Source organism: Meiothermus cerbereus DSM 11376, from assembly GCF_000620065.1.
GTDB classification, from domain to species: domain Bacteria; phylum Deinococcota; class Deinococci; order Deinococcales; family Thermaceae; genus Meiothermus; species Meiothermus cerbereus.
In genome coordinates this window covers 109,513-129,095 of sequence record NZ_JHVI01000008.1, presented here as the reverse complement: position 1 = coordinate 129,095, position 19,583 = coordinate 109,513, and the positions used below count along the sequence as shown (strand labels likewise).

Here is a 19,583-nt window from a genome sequence, read left to right as displayed (position 1 = left end):
GCGTACCTGGCTGGTGCGTTGTCCCACCCTCCTCCACCCCTTCGGTAGCTCCAGGGGGGGAAGGCGCCTGGGTCTCTTCCACCAGGCCTTGCATCAGCGTCCTGAGGAGTTCCGGGTTATGTCGCAGCATGGCCCGTTCGATCTCCGCCAGTCCACTCCCCGCTTCCAGGCTTAGTTCCAGGTCTTCCATGTACCGCTCAAAGGCTTGGCGTGCTTTCGTTTTCCACTCTTTCATGCCTTATTCTGGCATACGGATTTTTAGAGATGCACCCACAAGACAAGCGACGAACCGCATTGGAGAATATCCACGCCAAAGGAGGCTCCTGCTTATAGCAAATTCGGTTCAGCTCTCTTGGGTACTTTCGCATCCCCCTACATTCTGTTTTATTCATAATCCCTAGGCCGCTGCTGCAATGTGGTTTTGATTTGCAAACCCGACACTCGGACAAATGCACGTTCTAGACGTACTTTTTTGTGCTTGTTTATAGACACTAGACAAAATCGAGATTATGTTGTATCCTAACAACATCCGATTTGGCACAAAAACCAAACGGGGGAAAGGATCAACACACAAAAGACTTGAAGACCTGACCGAAACGCACCATAGACGAGCTGCCCGAAACCCCAAACCCCTAGCAAAAGCGCCCGTATGGCACAGACCGAAACGGAAGTGAGTGATGAATAAGCTCGAGACCCCCCCACACCCCCGCACCAAATTTCCTGGCCTTGCCTCACTGTTGGTTTGAACAGGCCGCTGATCCTGCTTTTACAGGTCGATTGGTTTGCGAAAGCATCACCTATTTGAGTACCTGCCAGGCGAGCCCAGGCCACCCATCAGCTCAAAGACCTTCACACCTCAAGTAAACCTGACCGTAACGTACTAGGAGAACAAACATGTCCACCAACCTGATTATTATTAGTGGCGTCCTCAGCAAGCACGAACTTCGCTACACCCCCAAAGGCACCCCGGTGCTCGAGGTTGCCCTTATTGGCAAGCGGGCCGTCGGCGATAACCACCTTTTCAGCCGGGCCGACCTGACCTTCTATGGCAAGGTTGCCGAACTCTGGGCCGATCAACTGGCAGAAGGGCAGGCCTACCAGGCCATGGGCCATCTGGTCTACGAGTCCTGGACAGCCGATGGGCTAAAGGGTTCGCGTCTGCGCATCGTGGGCGAGGATTTGTTCAGGCTGGAAAACGCCGATGTGCGCCAGGAGGAGAAAGGCCCGGTGCTCTACGGGGCCGAAAACCGGGTGATCCTGACCGGTGGCCTGACCGCCGACCCCGAAATCCGCCTGACCTCGCTCAAAACCCCGGTCGCCAGGGCCAGCCTGGGCTTCTCGAGCTGGGATGCCTCGGCTGGGCAGGCTCGAAGCCACTATATCGAGCTAGAAGCCTGGCGTGACCTGGCGGTGCAGCTTGCCGAGCTTAAGAAGGGCACACCGGTACTCCTGGAAGGCTCCCTCAAAACCGAAATCTGGGAGGACAAAGAAACCAAAATCAAGCGCTACAAGCGTGTGCTGGAAGTCCAGCGGGTAACCCCCCTGGCCCGCATTCACAGCACCGAGCGCAAGCCAGTAAAAACCCCTTCAAGCAGGAAGCCCAAAAGCAAGAGCAAAGCCGCGTAGACTGCACGGCCACCAGGCAGCATTGAGGCGCACGAGCTGTGCGCCTCATTCTTCATACCGGATTCAAAAAGATAATCTTCAAACAAAAAGCGCTAAGAGGCTATCTTTTTGAATCCTAGAGCACACCCCTCGCTGCGCTCGGCGAAGAAAGCGTATCCCTTCGGTCGGGTTAGTTCGTCACCGTTCGGCGACGAACTAACCGAATCTGGTATCACTTATCGCACTCTGCAACAGGCGTGGCCTCCCATCCGGGAGGCCACTGTGCCGTGCAGGACGCAGCAATAATGTTGGCGAGGTGCTCAAAGACTATGAAGAGCGCTCTATCGCGGTCTTCGCTATTTTTGCTGCTGAACGCAAACGAGGAGTGGACGATCCCGGTGGGATTCGCATGAGCGGGCTCAGCCCAGTCGCTCGTAAGCAGGCAGGGTCAGGAACTCCTTGAACTCGGGTTGCAGCACCAGCTCGTCCAGAAGCCGTGCGGCCTCTTCCAGGTTGTTCATACCGGTCAGCTTGGCCATCTCCTCTTGTTTAAGCTGGGTGTACAGCTCCTGGGTAAAAGTGCGCCCATCATCCAATCGGGCGCCCTTGCGCAACCACTGCCACAGTTGCGAACGGGAAATTTCGGCGGTAGCGGCGTCTTCCATCAGGTTGAAGATGGCCACCGCACCGCTTCCGCCCAGCCAGGCCGCCAGGTATTGCAGCCCCACGCTAATGTTGTTGCGAATTCCGGCCTCGGTAATCTTGCCGCCCGGTACATTGAAGTCGATCAGGTGCTCGGCTTTTACCTTACCATCGACATCTTCCCGCAAGCGGTCTTTTTGGTTGGGTTTATCTCCCAACACCTTGTCGAAGACCGCCAGCGCCACCGGCACCAGGTCGGGGTGGGCCACCCAGGTACCGTCGAAGCCATCGCCCGATTCGCGCTCTTTGTCCTTGGTGACCTGCTCGATGGCCTTGGCGTTGACCTCGGGATCCTTGCGACTGGGAATGAAGGCCGACATCCCCCCTATGGCATGGGCTCCACGCTTGTGGCAGGTGCGTACCAGCAACTCGGTGTAGGCCCGCATGAAGGGTACCGTCATGGTGACCTGGGCCCGATCGGGGAACAGCACCTCGTGGGTGGCGAACTTCTTGATGCAGCTAAAGATGTAGTCCCAGCGCCCTGCGTTAAGGCCGGCGGCATGCTCCCGCAGTTCGTAGAGGATTTCCTCCATCTCGAAGGCGGCCAGGATGGTCTCGATGAGCACCGTGGCCCGAATGGTGCCCTGGGGAATGCCCATGTAGCCCTGAGCAAACTTGAAGACGTCGTTCCAGAGGCGGGCCTCGAGGTGGCTCTCGAGCTTGGGCAGGTAGAAGTAGGGGCCGCTTCCGCGCTTCAAAAGCTCGTGAGCGTTGTGAAAAAAGTACAACCCAAAATCGAAGAGGCTGGCGGACATGGGTTCACCGTCTACCAGCATGTGGCGCTCCAAAAGGTGCCAGCCTCGAGGGCGCACCACCAGCGTGGCGATCTTCTCGCCCAGCCTGTACTCCTTCTCGGGGGTGCTCAGGCTAATGGTACGGCGCACCGCGTCCATCAGGTTTTGCTGGCCCTGCACCACGTTCTCCCAGGTAGGCGACAGGGAATCTTCGCAGTCGGCCATGAAGACCCTGGCCCCGGAGTTGAGGGCGTTGATCATCATTTTGCGCTCGGTAGGGCCGGTAATCTCGACCCGGCGGTCGTTGAGGTCAGGCGGAGCTGGGGCCACCTTCCAGTCGCCCTGGCGGACAAACTGTGTGTGCTCCAGAAAATCGGGCTTTTCGCCAGCCTGGATACGCTGGGCCACCTCCGCCCGACGCTGCAACAAGCCCTTGCGCACGGCGTTAAATTCGCGCTGCAAGCCAGCCAGAAAAGCCAGGGCCTCAGGGGTGAGCACCGTAGCGGAAGCGGGTAATTTGGGGCCAGTTATCTGCACGCCTTTGGGCATCTCGCTCATAGCAGTCTCCTGTGGGATGGCTGGGGCCCAGGCTGCTGGCCCCACTACCAGGACAAAGCCTAGCCCCCGCAAAATAGATTTGTCAATCTATGAGATTGTTTTCCATTTGTTGAAAAAATACTCGAGGCCCCCTATGCTAAAGCCATGGACACCAAACGTCGCCCAGGGCGCAGCCGTTCTGCCGAGGTGGGTGAGGTGCGGACCCTCGAGCGCGGCCTGCACCTGCTGGAGGTGCTATCTGAAGCCGAATCCCTCTCCCTCTCGGAACTGGCCCGCAAAACCGACCTCTCGCCCAGTACCGCCTACCGACTCCTGGAAACCCTTCGCCGACGGGGTTTTACCGACTGGGACGAAACCAAAGGCCTCTGGAAGGTGGGGCTCAGGGCCTATCAGGTGGGTTCAGCCTTTCTTACGCGGGGGGGGCTGATCGAGGCTGCTACCCCGGAGATGGAAAAGCTGGTAGACGAGCTCAACGAAACCGTCAACCTGGCCGTGCTGGACGGCAACGAGGTAATCTACATCGCCCAGGTGGAGGGGCGGCAGCTCATCCGCATGTTTACCCGCATCGGAGCCCGGGCGCCCATCTACTGCACCGGAGTTGGCAAAGCCCTATTGCTGGAGCACAGCGAGTCGGAGGTGCGCCGAATTGTAGGTACAGGGCCTTTCAAACCCTACACCGCCAAGACCATCACCACCCTGGATGGTTTCTTGCGAACCCTGCAAGAAGCCCGCCAGCGTCGGTACGTGCTGGATGACGAAGAGCGGGAGGATGGGGTGCGCTGCATCGCGGCCCCCATCCACGACAACCGGGGCAAGGTAGTGGCCTCCATGTCGCTTTCGGCCCCTGCGACACGGGTTCCCGACGAACGGCTGCCCGAGCTTGGCGCACGGGTTCGTCAGGCTGCCGATGCGGTCTCGGCGCGGCTGGGTTGGCCGGGGTAGCGCCCCAACCAGCAAAATAACTGTTCCCATATGCCCAAAAAAAGCCGGGAATCCTCCCGGCCTTAGCTTACCCACTCTGGAAATCTGCAGCTATCCAATACGGGCTTCGACGTACTCCCGCTCCCCTGCTGCAATTCGCCGGGCCAGCTCGATATCCTTGGGATATTCCTTGCCCCGGTTGATGAGGTAGGTCTCGTAGCGGCCAATCTCGAAGTGCTCCACCACGCGCTTGAGGGCCTTCCCAAGGTCAAATTCCTTGCAGGAAAAGATGTCTACGCTTATGAAGCGCTCGCTGGGGAAGGTGTGTATAGCGATGTGGCTTTCGGCGATAATCACCACCCCGGTAATTCCTTCCGCGTGGCCTGGCAAAGCCGGGTACCGCTGCACCACCGGCGGCAGCACCTTGGTCATCTCCATCTCTTCAGGAAGCTGATCCAGCACCTGCCGAATAAGCTCAAAGTCGGCGAGTTTCTCAGCGTTTGCGTGGTAGCCGTCAATCATCAGGTGCGGGCCAAAACCGAACAGTTCCAACCTCGTATCCTCCAGAAGCTTGCGGCTTTCAAGCAGCAGGCCCTGCCTTTTGCCTTGTCCGCAGCTCTTTGTTAGACGGCCACCCAAGGGTCGTCTTAACAGCCAACAATTATGGGGTCGAAGGCCCGGTGTGTCAATCGTTGGGCCACAAACCCTGCCTCCAACAGGCTACCGGGCAGGTTGGCCCTGTATAGATTGGAATAAATGTTATTAATTACACCAGTGCTGTTCCAGGGTCAATGTGGCCTGTCGAGGTTTCCACACTTGCACACAAACAAGTATAGTTTAGGGGAAATGAGCACGAAACCTGTTTCAGGTACAGAATCTCGGCAATACGATCGGCAGGACGCCTGGTGGATCGAGCCCCTTTTCACGGTGCTGAGCCTGGGCTTGTTTGGGGTATACGCTTTTTGGGTGGCCTTGAACCGTCAGCACTATGAGTTCGGGCCCTACCTATCGCCGTTCTACTCCATACCCATTCCCGGAGTTCACGCCAAAGACCTGGACTGGATGGCCATCTCGCCGGCCTTCCTGGTACTGTGGATCCCCCTGGGCTTCCGCGCCACTTGCTACTACTACCGCAAAGCCTACTACCGGGCCTTCTTCTGGGATCCTCCAGCTTGCGCCGTACCCGAGCTGCGCAAAGCATACAAAGGCGAACGGGCTTTCCCCTTTGTGCTCAACAACCTGCACCGCTACTTCTGGTATCTCTCGGTGCCGGTGGTGGCCTTCTTGTGGTACGACGCCATCCGGGCCTTTTTCTTTGAGGATGGCTTTGGGGTAGGTGTTGGCAGTCTAGTCATGCTGGGCAACGTGATTTTGCTGTCTTACTACACCTTCTCCTGCCATGCCTGGCGGCACCTGGCTGGCGGCTGCCTCAACTGCATGTCCAAGCACAAAACCCGTTACACGCTGTGGCAGCGCATCACCCGCATCAACGAGAGCCATGGCTTCTGGGGTGTAACCAGCATGCTCTCGGTGTGGTTCACCGACGTCTACATCCGCCTGTGCTCAATGGGCACCATCACCGACATTCGCCTGTTCTAGAGGAGCCGATTATGGAATCCTACACAATACATGACTACGACGTACTGGTAATTGGCGCGGGTGGCGCCGGCCTACGGGCTGCCATCGCAGCCATCGAGCAAGGAGCCAGGGTGGGGGTGGTCACCAAGAGCCTGCTGGGCAAAGCCCACACCGTAATGGCCGAAGGCGGTATGGCCGCCGCAATGGGCAATGTGCGTCCCGAGGACAACTGGAAGGTACACTTCCGCGACACCCTCAAGGGCGGCGGGATGCTCAACAACTGGAAGATGGTGGAGAACTACACCAAGGAAGCCCCCGACCGGGTGCGCGAGCTCGAGCAGTGGGGCGCCGTCTTCGACCGTACCCCCGATGGCAGAATCAATCAGCGCAACTTTGGGGGGCACTCCTACCCCCGCCTGGCCCACGTGGGCGACCGCACCGGCCTCGAGCTCATCCGCACCCTGCAGGACCATGCCGTAAAGATGGGCATCCATGCCCACATGGAAACCACCATCTACCGCCTCCTGACCGATGCGGGCCGGGTGGTAGGGGCCCTGGGTTTCAACCGCCAGACGGGCGAATTCCTGGTTTTCCGGGCCAAAGCTGTGGTGCTGGCCACCGGCGGTTTGGGCCGCATCTACCAGATCACCTCTAACTCCTGGGAGTGCACCGGCGACGGCTTCTCGCTGGCCAGTATGGTGGGTGCCGATCTGATCGACATGGAGTTTATCCAGTTCCACCCCACCGGCATGGTTTGGCCTCCCAGCGTGATGGGTATCCTGGTTACCGAAGGCGTGCGGGGTGAGGGCGGCGTACTCAAGAACAGCGAGGGCAAGCGCTTTATGTTCGACAACGTGCCCGAACGCTATAAGGGCGAGTTCGCCGAGACCGAGGAAGAGGCCGAGCGCTGGCTCCAGGGCGACCGCAGCGCCCGCCGCCCACCGGAACTGCTAACCCGCGATGTGGTCGCGAGGGCCATTCGAAAGGAAGTCAACGAAGGGCGGGGAAGCCCCCACGGCGGTGCCTACCTGGATATCGCCAGCCGCCGCCCTGCCGACTACATCAAAAAGAAGCTTCCCAGCATGTACCACCAGTTCATGAAACTGGGCAACCTGGACATCACCAAAGAGCCCATGGAGGTAGGCCCAACCTGCCATTACGTGATGGGCGGGGTACGGGTGGACCCCGATACCCAGGCCACCAATGTGCCAGGGCTGTACGCTGCGGGTGAGGTGGCCGGTGGGCTCCACGGGGCCAACCGCCTTGGCGGCAACTCGCTGTCCGACCTGGTGGTTTTTGGACGTCGGGCTGGCATGGCCGCAGCCGAGTTTGCGGCAAAACAAACGGCCCCTTATCAGGTGGACGAAGCCCAGGTGCGGGCCTACATTGCCGAAGCCCTGGAGCCCTTCAACAACCCCCACGGTGAAAACCCCTTTGCGCTCATGAAGGAGCTTCGCGCCACTATGCAGAAAAACGCGGGCATTATGCGCGAAGAAAGCGAGCTAAAAGCGCAGCTCGAGATTCTGGCCAATCTCAGAAAACGGGCCTGGAACACCTCGGTCTCGGGCAGTCGGGCCTATAACCCAGGCTGGCACACCGCCCTGGATATGCGCTTGATGGTCGAGATTTCCGAGGCAGTGGTGCTTGCCGCCCTGGCCCGCAAGGAAAGCCGGGGCGGCCACGCTCGCCTCGATTACCCCGACCCCGACCCCAGTTTTGCCAGAATCAACCACATCATCCGCCGCAGCAGCGATGGAACCCTTACAGTGGTGGCCGAACCACTGCCCGAGATGCCTGATGAGTTGCGCAAAGTAGCTGAAGCCAAAGATCTCAAAGAGCTGAGCGAAAAGGTAGGTGCCTGAGATGTCAACTGTCACCTTCAGAGTTTTTCGTGGGGATCGCAGCGGCGGTGAGCTAAAAGACTACACCGTCGAGGTGCAAGAAGGCATGGTGGTGTTGGATGCCATCCACCAGATCCAAGCCGAACAGGCCCCCGATCTGGCCTGTCGCTGGAACTGCAAGGCCGGCAAGTGCGGCTCGTGTGGAGCTGAGGTCAATGGGAAGCCAACTTTGATGTGCATGACCCGGCTGGATACCATCGACACCAGCAAGCCCGTCACAATACGGCCTATGAAAACCTTCCCGGTGATCCGCGACCTGGCCACCGATGTGAAGTGGAACTACGAGGCCAACAAAAAAATCAAGCCCTTCACCCCAGCCCCTGGCACCGACTGGATTATGTTCCAGGAGGATGTGGATCGGGTACAGGAGTTCAGAAAGTGCATCGAGTGTTTCTTGTGCCAGAACGTCTGCCACGTGCTGCGTGAGCACGACGAAAAAACCGGCTTTATCGGGCCTCGCTTACTGGTACGCACCGCAAGCCTCGAGATGCATCCCCTCGATGTGGAAAACCGCCTGGATATGCTTAAAAACGAAGGCGGCATCGGCTACTGCAACATCACCAAGTGCTGCACCGAAGTCTGCCCCGAGCATATCCACATTACCGACAACGCCATCATCCCACTTAAGGAACGGGTTGTAGATGAGTACTACGACCCAATTCTGGGCTTCTTCCGGCGTTTGTTCGGTAGCAAGAAGCAGGCTCAGCCTACCGGTCAGGCAGCCGACGACTAGGATAAAACGAACAGAATATAGCCCCCACAAACACTTGCCATGTCTGGCAAGTGTTTTTTTTAGCGACGCTGGATTAGCAGCTTTCAATCAGGCCAGACCGCTCACCTTGAGGATAAACAGCGCATACATCACCAAAAACAGCATCCCCTCCCAACTTGAGATGCGCCGATCCTGTACCAGCAAATAAAACAAAAGCGAGGCCCCCACCACAAAGGGCAGGGCAAACCCGGTCAGTTCGGGCGGCACCCGGACGGTACCGTAGACGGCTCCCGCACCCACCACCACCAGCGCATTGAACACACAGGAGCCCAGAATATTCCCCACCGCCAAAGAGGCTTTGCCCTGCCGGGCCGCGGTGATGCTCACCACCAGCTCGGGCAGGGTGGTACCCAGGGCCAAGACCGTGACCGCCACAATGGCAGTCGGCACACCCAGCCCGCCCGCAAGCCCCTGCAAGCTACCCACCGTCCATTCGGCGCCAAAATAGATGCCTACCGCACTCATGGCCACCACAAGCAGGTCGCGTGGGGCGACAGGGGGGCGGGTTCCGCCGCTTTGCCCGCTGCTGCCCTCCTTGAGCAGATACGCCACATAGACCCCATAGGCAGCCAGCAAAAAAAGCCCCTCCACACGGCCCACCACCCCATCGAACATCACCACCCCCAGCACAAAGGCTGAGCCCACCAGAAAGTGCAGGTCAATGGCGATATAGGCCTCGCCTAGGTATACCGGGCGCAATATCGAGAAAACTGTGCTGACACCCAGAATCAGGAGCAGGTTAGAGACGTTGGCGCCCAGTACGTTGCCGCTGACGATCTGGGAAACCCCCTGGCTGACCGAAAAGAGCCCGGTGATGAGCTCCGGCAACGAGGTGCCCACCCCCACGATAATCACGCCCACCATAAAGCTGGACAGGCCCAAAGCCAGCCCAATGCGCTCGGCAGCCCTGGTAAACAAGCGCGCCGACACCAGCAGCACGGCCAGGCTGCCCACAAAAGCCAGAAACAATAGCAGCATGGAAGCACCATACCCAAAAACCTCGAGCAGGCGCAATCTCACCTGGCCGGTAAAGGCAGTTGCTTGCGGCAGGCCGATACCGTAGGCATTTATAGGCAGTTTCTGGTTCGGGTTTCAGCGGCCAGGGTTTCCCATTGATTGTGTAGGGGCCGGGCGATGAACCCACCCCCTAAAAGCCGATCCCCCTGGTACAGCACCACCGACTGGCCGGCGGTAACGGCAAACTGGGGCTCCATCAGACGAATGGTCATCCGGCCAGGGCCCATCTCCTCCACTCGGGCCGGCACGGGCCGGGTGCGGTAGCGCACCTGTACCTCGAGTTCTGCGGGCAAGTCCTGGGGTTCGACCAGCAGGTTGACTTCGCGGGCCTCGAGGCCCCCCCACATACAGGCTTCCTTGGGCCCCACCACCACTTCGTTGGTAGTGGTGTTGACCTGCACCACGTAGCGCTCGAGGTGGCTCTTCCACAGCCCCAGACCCTTCTTCTGGCCCACGGTGTAAAACTGCGCCCCGCTGTGCTCGCCGATCTGCTGGCCGGTCTTTAGGTCAATCAGGGGCCCCGGACGGGCCGAGAGGTGCTGGGCCAGAAACTCCTTCAGGTCGCCCTGCACAAAGCAGATGTTCTGGCTCTCGGGCTTCTTGGCTGTAGGCAGGCCAAACTGCTCGGCCAGCGCCCGCACCTGGGGCTTCTCCAGGTGCCCTACCGGGAAGAGCATGTGGGGGATGGCCTCCTTGGGCGTACCCCACAAAAAGTAGGTCTGGTCTTTCTTGGGGTCACCCCGGTACAGCCCCCCCTCGCGGTTGATGACGTAGTGGCCGGTAGCCACGTAGTCGCAGCCCAGCATGCGGGCCTTTTTTAGAAGCGAGTCGAACTTAACCCGGGTGTTGCAGTTTACGCAGGGGTTGGGGGTCTCGCCCGCTTGGTAGCCGGCGATAAAGGGATCGATAATTTTTTCCTGGAACTCCTCGCGGTAGTCCAGCAGGTAGAAAGGAATGCCAATGATGTCCGCAACCCGCCGGGCCTCATAAGCAGCGTCGGGCGAGCAGCAGGTCTCGAAGCAGTCGTCCTTTTTGTTATCGGGCCAGAAGCGCATCATGGCCCCGATCACCTCGTAGCCCTGGGCTTTGAGCAAAGCCGCACTCACGGAGGAGTCTACCCCCCCGCTCATGGCGGCCAGTACACGCTTCTTCACAGCAACCCCGGCGAAGCCTAATGGCTCCCAGAGATTAAGTGTACCCGATGCTTTTAGGAGCCAGGGCACACTTCCCCGGCTATGTGTGGGAGGTACTATTCAACTCGAGCCGTCAGAGCCCTGCACAAAGTAGGGAAACAAATCCTCTACCGGCATCCGCCAGCCGGGCAGGGCCGGCTCGGCTTCGGCCAGCTGCCCCCTGCGGTACAGGGTGGGGTGGCTGGGGTCTTCTGCCCGGTAGACCCGCACCACATCTGCCGCCAGCATATCTACATCCCAGACCACCAGCGTTCCGGCGGCAAAGTAGTCGGCCCGCTTCTTTGCCAGGGCTTGCTCGGCCTTTGGACCATAATCCCCTTCACTGCGCACCTCTACCGCAAATACCGGAGCCCCTTCCAGAAACTTCATACCGGAGTGGGGGCCCACATAATAGGCTGCATCCGGACTAAAGCTTTTGCGCCGGGGTAGGTCTACCACAAAACCCACGTTATCGCCTACGGCATAACCATTTTTTTGGGTTTGGGCGTACTCGTGCAAGCTAAACAAAATGCGCATCGCAGCATATCCAGGTAAAAATCCAGTCGGAGGCATACGCACAATCTCCCCGTCCACCAGCTCGGCCTTACCCGGCTCTTTTTTGAGTTCCTCCAGGGTGGCTGCCTTGGTTCTGGCCATATGTTTAGTGTAGCGCAGTTGACCCACCCCACCCCCAGGGCGTAGCATGGCGGGCGGGAGTCATCCCGCACCTTTAACCCGATCCTGCGAGGTCGGAAAGGAGACCAAATGAAGCATATCGAAACCCCTAAACCAAAGGCGTGCGCCCGTTCTGGGCGCATTTTTTTGTTGCCCCACAAACGGGGTAGTCTGGGTGAGGAGGAGCAACCATGACCTTCAAATCCAAAATCCTGAATGAAGACGAAGTGCGTCGGGCCCTCACCCGCATCGCCCACGAGGTTATCGAGAAAAATAAGGGCACCGACAACCTCTGCTTTGTGGGCATTCACACCCGTGGCATCAGCCTGGCCAAAAGGCTGGTGGACCTGGTGGAAAAGTTCGAGGGCAAGCGGGTGGCCATGGGCATTCTGGACATCACCCTCTACCGCGACGACCTTACAGAGATTGGCCTGCAGCCCAGGGTGCGCGAGACCCGTATCCCCTTCGACCTGAACGGCAAGGCTGTGGTGCTGGTAGACGATGTGCTCTACACCGGCCGTACCGCGCGGGCCGCGCTGGATGCCCTGATTGACCAGGGCCGCCCCAACCGCATCTACCTGGCAGTGCTGGTAGACCGGGGCCACCGCGAGCTGCCCATCCGGGCCGACTTTGTGGGAAAGAACCTGCCCACCTCTAAAAGCGAAGTGGTGAAGGTAAAAACCCAGGAAGACGACGGCGAGGACGCCGTAGAGCTATGGGAAATGGAGGAAACATGAGCGAAAGCGCTGTGCCCAGCTTTCCGAAGCACCTGCTCGACTTTCGCGACTGGAGCCCCGTCCAGGTTGAAAGCCTGCTGGAAACGGCCCAGATGATGCAGGAGGTGCTCGCGCGCCCGGTCAAAAAGGTGCCGGCCCTTACCGGCTTTACCGTGGCCACGGTGTTCTTTGAGCCTTCTACCCGCACCCGTATCTCCTTCGAGCTGGCCGCAAGGCGCATGTCGGCGGATGTGGTGAGCTTTGTGGGTGCGGTCAGCTCCACCACCAAAGGCGAGACCTACCGCGACACCCTGCGTACCCTGGATCAGATGGGCATTGATGCCTACATCCTGCGTACCGATGCCGCCGGAGTACCCCACCAGGCCCACGGCTGGCTAAAAAAGCCCATCATCAACGCGGGGGACGGCTGGCGCGCCCACCCCACCCAGGCCCTGCTGGACGCTTTTACCCTGCGCGAGAAGCTGGGCAGCCTCGAGGGCAAAAAAATTGCCATCGTGGGGGACATCCTGCATTCGCGGGTAGCCCGCTCCAACGCCGAGCTGCTGCCCATGCTGGGGGCCCACGTGGTGGCCTGTGGCCCGGCTACCCTGCTCCCGGCCCAGCTGCCCGGCGCCACCCTTACCACCAACCTCAAGGAGGCCCTGCAGGAAGCCGATGCGGTGATGGTTTTGCGCCTACAAAAAGAGCGCATGGACAAGGGTCTCTTGCCCTCGCTGCCGGAGTACATCGCGGCCTACCAGATCACCCAAGGGCGCCTGGGCTGGGCCAGACCCGAAGCCCCCCTGCTCCACCCCGGCCCCATGAACCGCGATGTGGAGCTCGAGGGCACCCTGGCCGACGCCCCGCGTAGCCTGGTCGAACGCCAGGTGGCCAACGGACAGGCCGTGCGGATGGCCGTGCTTTATCACGTACTGGTGGGGAAAAGAAACTGAAGACGTGCGGAGCAAGGAGCCATATGAAGGGCGAAATTCTACTCAAAAATGCAAAGCTGGTAGATGGACGAGGAGAACACGGCCACGCCGATGTGTTGATTGGTGAGGGGCGCATTCTTTCGTTGTCGGGGGGCGAGGCTCAGAAGGTGCTGGATGTGGCCGGGATGGTCTTGTCGCCTGGGTTTTTGGACCCCCACGCCCACCTGCGCGAACCAGGGCAGGAAGTGAAGGAAGACCTGCGAAGCGGCCTTACGGCGGCAGCTCGAGGTGGCTACACCGATGTGGTCTCGATGCCCAACACCAGCCCGGTGGTTGACAGCGCCGAGATGGTGCGCGCACTCAAAAAGAAGGCGGCCCAAATTGGGCAAGCGCGGCTTCACCCCGCGGCGGCCCTGACCCAGGGACAAGAAGGCAAAACCCTGAGTGAGGCCAAGCTGCTCCAGGAAGCTGGCGCGGCCATGCTTACCGACGACGGACGCACCAACGAGGATGCCGGGGTATTGGCCTTGGGCCTGCGCTACGCAGCCTCCTGGGGGCTTGTGGTCGCGGTACATGCCGAAGACGCGGGCCTTAGACGGGGTGGGGTAATGCACGAGGGGGAGGTCTCGTACCGCCTGGGGCTGCCGGGCAACCCCGGGTATGCCGAGAGCGCCCGCATCGCACGGGACCTGGAAGTGCTGCGCTACGTGAACGAGGGGCTGGCCGCCCAACCCCACCTGCACATCCAGCACCTGAGCACCAAGCGGGGCCTCGAGCTCGTCCGCCAGGCCCGGCGCGACGGGCTTAGGGTCAGCACCGAGGTCACCCCCCACCACCTGACCCTCACCCACGAGCGCTTGGAAAGCCTGAACCCCCTCTACAAAGTGGCCCCACCCCTGCGCACACAGGCCGATGTGGAGGCGCTTGTGGAGGGGCTTTTGGATGGCAGCATCGAGTGCATCGGCACCGACCACGCCCCCCACACCGCCGATGAAAAAGAGCTGGACTTGCTGCGGGCGCCTTTTGGTATCCCCAGCCTCGAGGTCTGCTGGCCGCTTCTGTATACCGAGCTGGTGGAAAAGCGGAGCTTTCCGCTGGCCGTCCTGCTCGAGCGCTTCACCGACGGCCCCCGGCGCATCCTGGGCCTTGCCCCCATTCACCTGGAAGAAGGGGCCGAGGCCAGCCTGGTGCTGTGGAGTCCCGATGAAGAACGCCCGGTTGATCCCAAGTGTTTTGCTTCCAAGGCCAGATTCAGCCCCTGGGCGGGCTGGGTACTGCGGGGCTGGCCCACCCTCACCCTGGTGGAGGGGCGGGTGGTGTTTGAGTCGGCCCACACGCTGGGCAAAGAGCCCAGGCCCATCTAAACACCGCGCTCATGCCAGGTGGTTTAGACTCGAGGAGCTATGCGTTCGATTGTGCTACTACTGGTCGGTCTGCTGTTTGGCTGTAGCAACGCGCCGCTAAGCGTGCCCCTGCGCGACTTTGATGTGGATGTGGTGGCTTTCCAAAACAACAGGATTGTTTTTGTGAAGCAAGACTTCGCCAAGCCCCCCTTCGCGCTGAGGAAGGCCGACCTCGAGGGCAACCTGACCTACCAAACCGGGTTTGCCTTTAGCTTTTACGCCACCGACAGCGAGCCTTGCAGCAACCAGAGCAACGGTGTTTATCTATGTGGGGAGAACCCCAGCTTCGAATCAATCGGAAGCGCGGATTTCCAGTCGGGCTCAACCCAACCCCTACGGTTCTCCGGAAGCAAGCTCACCAGCGGCATCAACAGCGGCAACCTGTGGATTGGAGTCAAGCTCGAGAGCGGCATCGCCACTGCCGGAACCTTACAATTTCGCAACCTGGTCGCCAGAGTCTCGCTTCTACCCTAGCCGCACCACCCAGCGGGTTATTGCAGCATCGGCATCCTGGCGTGGGGTTTGCCCAAACCATGCAGCTCCCAACCGCTGGATGGGGCCTGGTTATACTTTGTTGGAGCATTCTTATGGAGCGTATCCTGGTTGTCGAAGACGATCCGCAGCTGGCCCACCTGGTAACGGCTGCGCTACAGCACCAAGGTTATACCATCTTACTGGCAATCAACGGCCTGGATGCGGTAGAGATGGCGCCCCAGGCCGACCTGATGGTGCTTGACCTGGGCTTGCCGGGGCTGGGTGGCCTCGAGGTGATACGTGAGCTGCGCGAGGCCGATTGGAACCTGCCCATCCTGGTGCTGAGCGCTCAGGGCAGCGAGGAAATTCGGGTGCGGGCCTTAGAGCTGGGAGCAGACGACTACCTCACCAAGCCCATGAGCGTGCGGGAGATGGTCGCGCGGGTGCGGGCCCTCCTGCGGCGCAGCCGACCCACACAGGAAATCCAGATTGGCGATCTGCGCATTTTGCTCAAGCAACGCCAGGCCTTCCGGGCCCAACAGCCCCTGGATCTGTCCCCTACCGAACTCGATTTATTGCTGACCCTGGCCCAGAACCCTGGCGAGGTCTGGAGCCGCGAACGCCTGCTTCAGCGGGTCTGGGGGGCCGAGCGCGGCAGTACAGTAGACGAGCGGGTGGTGGACAGCTATGTGGCCCTGCTGCGGCGTAAACTAGGCGACGACCCCAAAACCCCGCGCTATATCGAAACCGTTTTTGGACAGGGCTATCGGTTTGTTCAACACACCTGAGCGCTCACCCGCCGTACCCAGCGGGCCATCCTACCCCCCTGGGGTATATGGAGGGGGCGTTACGTGCATGGATAAAGTCTGGTACGGTGCTTCTAAAGGTCGCGGGATGGTTTCACGGAATAGATGATGTTTATTTTGCACAGCCTCTGCAAAAGTTTAGGTTAAGCTCTCACCTTGAGAGACTTAGAACTCCCAGACCCAATACGGGCGCCAGGGGTCGGGAGGGAGTCAGTGGCGCGACCGGCTCTATGGGCCGGTCATTTTTTTTGAGGAGATTGGGAATGCAAAAACACATGAGGCCAAAAATGCTGCTTCTGCTAGGGATCTTCCTGGCCGGGTGGGCGCTGGCCCAGACAGGCAGCATCAAGCTGGACCTGAAGGCTTTTCGGGTGGTTAGCGTACAGGAGCAGAATCGCACCATCGAGCGGCTCGAGCCCGCCATAGAGGCCAAGCCAGGAGAGGTGGTCGAGTACCAGCTCACCGCGCAGAACACCACAGATACAGTGCTTCGTCAGGTCGCGCTGGTCATCCCCATTCCTGCCAGCACGGCCTATCAGCCCTCGAGCGCTCAGCCCCTACAGCTGGGCGACACCCTGGTTATTGCAGAGTTCAGCTTCGATGGGGGACGCACCTACGGCAAACTCCCCCTGAAGCGCAAGGTCAAGGTCATGGAAAACGGCAAGGAGGTCGAGAAGGAAGTGGAAGTAAAACCCGAAGAATTCACCCACGCCCGCTGGGTTCTGCCCCAGATGGGTGCTAGGCAAACCGTCATGCTCAAACTTCGTACCATCGTTCGATAAAAGGAGGAAATAAGTAATGAATAAACTCTTCGCCCTGTTGGTTGCAGCGCTGATCCTGTTCGGAGCCGTGATGGCTCAGCAGACCCCCGCTGGCACCAACATCTCCAACCAGGCCTCGGCCAGCTACATCGACTCCGCCGGTCAGGCCCGCACCACCACTTCCAACCAGGTCATCACCGTGGTGCAACAGGTCTACAGCTTCAGCATCACGCCCGATGGCACCCAGGCCGCCCCAGGCCAGACCCGCAGCGCCCTCGCTGGCGCCCCCGTCTATTTCACCTACACGGTCAGCAATACCGGTAACGGCACAGATACCATCAACCTGACCACCGTCCAGGACACTGGGGACAACTTCGACCTGAGCAGCACGGCCATTTACCTCGATGCCAACTGCAACGGCACCCTCGACCCTGGCGAGACCGCTCCCATCACCAGCGTCACCCTGACCCGCCAGGGCACCCCTGGAGCCAGCGCCTGCGTGATTGTGACCGGAACCATCCCGGCCTCGGCCACCAACGGCCAGTTTGGCAACCTCAACCTGAGCGGCACCTCGGCAGGCAACCCCAGCGTAACCGACACCAACAACTGGGCCCGGGCCATCGCCACCACCGCCGCTGCCCTCACTGCCACCAAGTCGGCCAGCCCCGCCGGTAGCGTGAACCCTGGCAGCGCCATCACCTACACCATCAGCGGCTCGAATGTGGGCGGCAGCGCGGCCAGTGGCGTGAGCGTGAGCGGGCTTACGGGCAGCGGGATTTTGATCCGTGACACCATCCCGAGCGGCCTGGTAGTGAGCACCATGCCCACCGGCAGCGCGGGTGCGGGCACTGTGCAGATGGTCTTCAGTACCGACGGCACCACCTGGGCCCCCCTGGCCTCCGGTAACCTGCCCCTCACCGGCAACGGCACCATTGCGGTGGGTATGTTCATCAGCGGAAGCGGCGCCTTCTTCCCCCAGACCGCCTCCTATACCTTTAGCTTCCAGGCCACCGTACCGGCTGCCTCGCCTGCCGGCACCACCTACTCCAACAGCGCAACTGTGCTGTTCAACAACGGCACCGCAAACCAGAGCGTCACCTCCAATACCACCACCAACACCACCGCCAGCCGCTACAGCGTGGCCATCGGCGGCACCGGCGCCAGCGCGGTGGATGGGGCCGATACCCAGACCCTGGCCTCGGCTTTCTCGGGCAGCACCGTAACCTTCAACTCCACCCTGCAAAACACCGGCAATGCTCCGGATAGCTTCACCCTGAGCCTGGGCCCCAGCACCATCGGTACCTGCAGCGTCTACCAGTCCGACGGTGTGACCCCGCTCTCTGGCCCGGTGGGCCCACTGGCTGCTGGCGCGACCTACAATGTGGTGGTGCGCTGCGCTATCCCGGCCAGCCAGACCACTGGCGGCAGCGTGACCCTGACCGCCACCTCGGTGAACAACCCCAGCGGTAGCGTAGCCACCTTGCTCGACGGGGTAGACGCCACTACCTTGGCTGTTACCACAGTGGTCTCGGGCTATAGCGTAGATGCTGCCCACAACACCAACGGTGCATCCGGCGGCGAGGGGGCCGACCCCGCCAACGACACCCGCCCTGGCTACAACCCCGCGGTCAACCCCGGCGGTGTGGCCTACTTCCCCTTCGAGGTCAGCAACACCGGGGCTAACCCGGATAGCTACACCCTTTCGGCCTCGTTGCCCGCTGGCTGGACAGTGGTCTTCTACCCCGACGCGGACTGCAACGGCGTAATGGACACCCCCACCCCCTCACCGGTTACCAACACCGGTCTCATTAGCGCAAGTGCCACCGCCTGCTTCATCGCTGCCGTGCAGGTGCCCACTGGTGCTGCGCCAGTGGATGTAACGGCGGGTACCAGCGACAACGTGCAGTTCATCGTAACCAGCACCACCCTGGGCAGTGTGAGCGACACCATTTTGGGCGCAGTGGACGTGAACCTGGTGGCACAGATCGCTTTGGATCCCGATCTCTCGGGCACCGTGACCAGCCCGGGCACCATCCAGTACACCCACACCCTGACCAACAACTCCAACACTGGTGCCACCTGCAACATCAGTGGAGATGGTGGTAGCCACGGCTGGACCTACCAGTACTCGCTGGACGGCAGCACCTGGAGCGCCAGCCTGAGCGGGGTCTCGGTAGCGGCCAACGGCGGTAGTCAGACCATTTACGTGCGGGTGCTGACCCCCGCCGGACAACCCATCGGGCGCACCGATGTTAACACCGTCACGGCCACCTGCACCGTGGGCAGCGCCACCGCAACCGACACCGCCTCGGAAACCACCACCGTGGTGGGCGGCGACCTGCGCCTGACCAAGAGCGGCGTGAGCTACGTGGGCAGCAGCACCACCGTGCGCGATGCCAACGCCGCCACTGCCCTCCCCGGCGATGTGATCGAGTACATCGTGGTGGCCAGCAACATCGGGACGGGTAACCTGACGCAGGTGGTGATCACCGACCCGCTGCCGTCGTACACCAACTTTGTGAGCGTCAGCGCCACCATCAGCGGCTTTACCGGCGGCACGGTGCTGTACTCCACCAACGGCACCACCTGGAGCGCCACCGCCCCCACCACCTTGAGCGCGGGCAGCTCGATTTACGTGGCGGTGGACACCAACGGCGACACCAACATCACCAGCGCTGATGTGATGCCGCCCTCGGCGACCATCACCATCACCTTCCGCGTGCAGGTTCAGTAAGTTCCTAATCCCACCCCCATTTGGGGGGTGGGAAATAACCTATAAAACGCTGTGCGAGAGTTTACGATTAGGCCTGTACGGGACAAGCGTAGGCTCTCGCACAAATTTTTCACAACCTTGCT

17 protein-coding genes and 1 pseudogene are annotated in these 19,583 nt (G+C 60.5%); 12 read left to right on the top strand and 6 right to left on the bottom strand.

The features are described from left to right. Nucleotides 1-235 (bottom strand): annotated as a pseudogene (locus Q355_RS0103510) (hypothetical protein); the annotation flags it as partial. Between the two features lie 659 nt (nt 236-894). Here Q355_RS0103510 and Q355_RS0103505 point away from each other — a divergent pair. Continuing rightward, the gene (locus Q355_RS0103505) at nt 895-1,626 is read left to right on the top strand and encodes a single-stranded DNA-binding protein (protein WP_027876517.1); all 732 of its coding nucleotides are present in this window, start codon (nt 895-897) and stop codon (nt 1,624-1,626) included. A gap of 398 nt (nt 1,627-2,024) precedes the next feature. On the opposite strand, the gene aceB is transcribed toward Q355_RS0103505, so the two are convergent. Continuing rightward, a complete protein-coding gene (aceB, locus tag Q355_RS0103500; RefSeq protein WP_027876516.1) occupies nt 2,025-3,599 on the bottom strand; it encodes a malate synthase A in 1,575 nt (524 codons plus the stop codon). 144 nt (nt 3,600-3,743) lie between these two features. On the opposite strand from aceB, the gene Q355_RS0103495 reads away from it, so the two are divergent. Next, nucleotides 3,744-4,541, top strand: a complete 798-nt coding sequence (locus Q355_RS0103495) for an IclR family transcriptional regulator (protein WP_027876515.1) — start codon at nt 3,744-3,746, stop codon at nt 4,539-4,541. A gap of 90 nt (nt 4,542-4,631) precedes the next feature. Here Q355_RS0103495 and speD read toward each other — a convergent pair whose 3' ends face one another. Beyond that, nucleotides 4,632-5,072, bottom strand: a complete 441-nt coding sequence (speD, locus tag Q355_RS0103490; protein ID WP_027876514.1) for an adenosylmethionine decarboxylase — start codon at nt 5,070-5,072, stop codon at nt 4,632-4,634. 294 nt (nt 5,073-5,366) lie between these two features. On the opposite strand from speD, the gene Q355_RS0103485 reads away from it, so the two are divergent. The 3 genes from Q355_RS0103485 to Q355_RS0103475 are packed head-to-tail and all read left to right on the top strand — an operon-like array spanning nt 5,367 to nt 8,732. Further along, nucleotides 5,367-6,119, top strand: a complete 753-nt coding sequence (locus Q355_RS0103485) for a hypothetical protein (RefSeq protein ID WP_027876513.1) — start codon at nt 5,367-5,369, stop codon at nt 6,117-6,119. Nucleotides 6,120-6,130: 11 nt separating this feature from the next. After that, a complete protein-coding gene (locus Q355_RS0103480; RefSeq protein WP_027876512.1) occupies nt 6,131-7,960 on the top strand; it encodes a fumarate reductase/succinate dehydrogenase flavoprotein subunit in 1,830 nt (609 codons plus the stop codon). A 1-nt stretch (nt 7,961) separates the two neighbouring features. Beyond that, a complete protein-coding gene (locus Q355_RS0103475) occupies nt 7,962-8,732 on the top strand; it encodes a succinate dehydrogenase/fumarate reductase iron-sulfur subunit (RefSeq protein ID WP_027876511.1) in 771 nt (256 codons plus the stop codon). Nucleotides 8,733-8,819: 87 nt separating this feature from the next. On the opposite strand, the gene Q355_RS0103470 is transcribed toward Q355_RS0103475, so the two are convergent. The 3 genes from Q355_RS0103470 to Q355_RS15315 form a co-directional block, all read right to left on the bottom strand. After that, complete coding sequence (locus Q355_RS0103470) at nt 8,820-9,791, bottom strand: sodium:calcium antiporter (RefSeq protein ID WP_245597474.1); 972 nt, start codon at nt 9,789-9,791, stop codon at nt 8,820-8,822. A gap of 47 nt (nt 9,792-9,838) precedes the next feature. Continuing rightward, on the bottom strand, nt 9,839-10,942 hold the full coding sequence (mnmA, locus tag Q355_RS15320; protein ID WP_051529288.1) for a tRNA 2-thiouridine(34) synthase MnmA: 1,104 nt from the start codon (nt 10,940-10,942) through the stop codon (nt 9,839-9,841). Between the two features lie 99 nt (nt 10,943-11,041). Beyond that, nucleotides 11,042-11,617 carry a Uma2 family endonuclease gene (locus Q355_RS15315; RefSeq protein ID WP_051529287.1) on the bottom strand — a complete coding sequence of 192 codons (576 nt, stop codon included), beginning with the start codon at nt 11,615-11,617 and terminating at the stop codon, nt 11,042-11,044. A gap of 209 nt (nt 11,618-11,826) precedes the next feature. On the opposite strand from Q355_RS15315, the gene pyrR reads away from it, so the two are divergent. The 7 genes from pyrR (at nt 11,827) to Q355_RS0103425 (ending at nt 19,461) form a co-directional block, all read left to right on the top strand. Then, nucleotides 11,827-12,372, top strand: a complete 546-nt coding sequence (gene pyrR / locus Q355_RS0103455) for a bifunctional pyr operon transcriptional regulator/uracil phosphoribosyltransferase PyrR (RefSeq protein ID WP_027876509.1) — start codon at nt 11,827-11,829, stop codon at nt 12,370-12,372. Then, nucleotides 12,369-13,304, top strand: coding sequence for an aspartate carbamoyltransferase catalytic subunit (locus Q355_RS0103450; RefSeq protein WP_027876508.1), 936 nt, complete (start codon nt 12,369-12,371; stop codon nt 13,302-13,304). The genes pyrR and Q355_RS0103450 overlap by 4 nt, the downstream gene beginning before the upstream one ends. Nucleotides 13,305-13,327: 23 nt before the next feature. Next, the gene (locus Q355_RS0103445; protein ID WP_027876507.1) at nt 13,328-14,647 is read left to right on the top strand and encodes a dihydroorotase; all 1,320 of its coding nucleotides are present in this window, start codon (nt 13,328-13,330) and stop codon (nt 14,645-14,647) included. Between the two features lie 39 nt (nt 14,648-14,686). Continuing rightward, complete coding sequence (locus tag Q355_RS0103440) at nt 14,687-15,160, top strand: hypothetical protein (RefSeq protein ID WP_027876506.1); 474 nt, start codon at nt 14,687-14,689, stop codon at nt 15,158-15,160. 113 nt (nt 15,161-15,273) lie between these two features. Continuing rightward, the gene (locus Q355_RS0103435) at nt 15,274-15,948 is read left to right on the top strand and encodes a response regulator transcription factor (RefSeq protein ID WP_027876505.1); all 675 of its coding nucleotides are present in this window, start codon (nt 15,274-15,276) and stop codon (nt 15,946-15,948) included. Nucleotides 15,949-16,253: 305 nt separating this feature from the next. Continuing rightward, nucleotides 16,254-16,748, top strand: a complete 495-nt coding sequence (locus Q355_RS0103430) for a hypothetical protein (protein WP_245597473.1) — start codon at nt 16,254-16,256, stop codon at nt 16,746-16,748. Nucleotides 16,749-16,764: 16 nt separating this feature from the next. After that, on the top strand, nt 16,765-19,461 hold the full coding sequence (locus Q355_RS0103425) for a beta strand repeat-containing protein (RefSeq protein WP_027876503.1): 2,697 nt from the start codon (nt 16,765-16,767) through the stop codon (nt 19,459-19,461). Nucleotides 19,462-19,583: the final 122 nt, after the last annotated feature.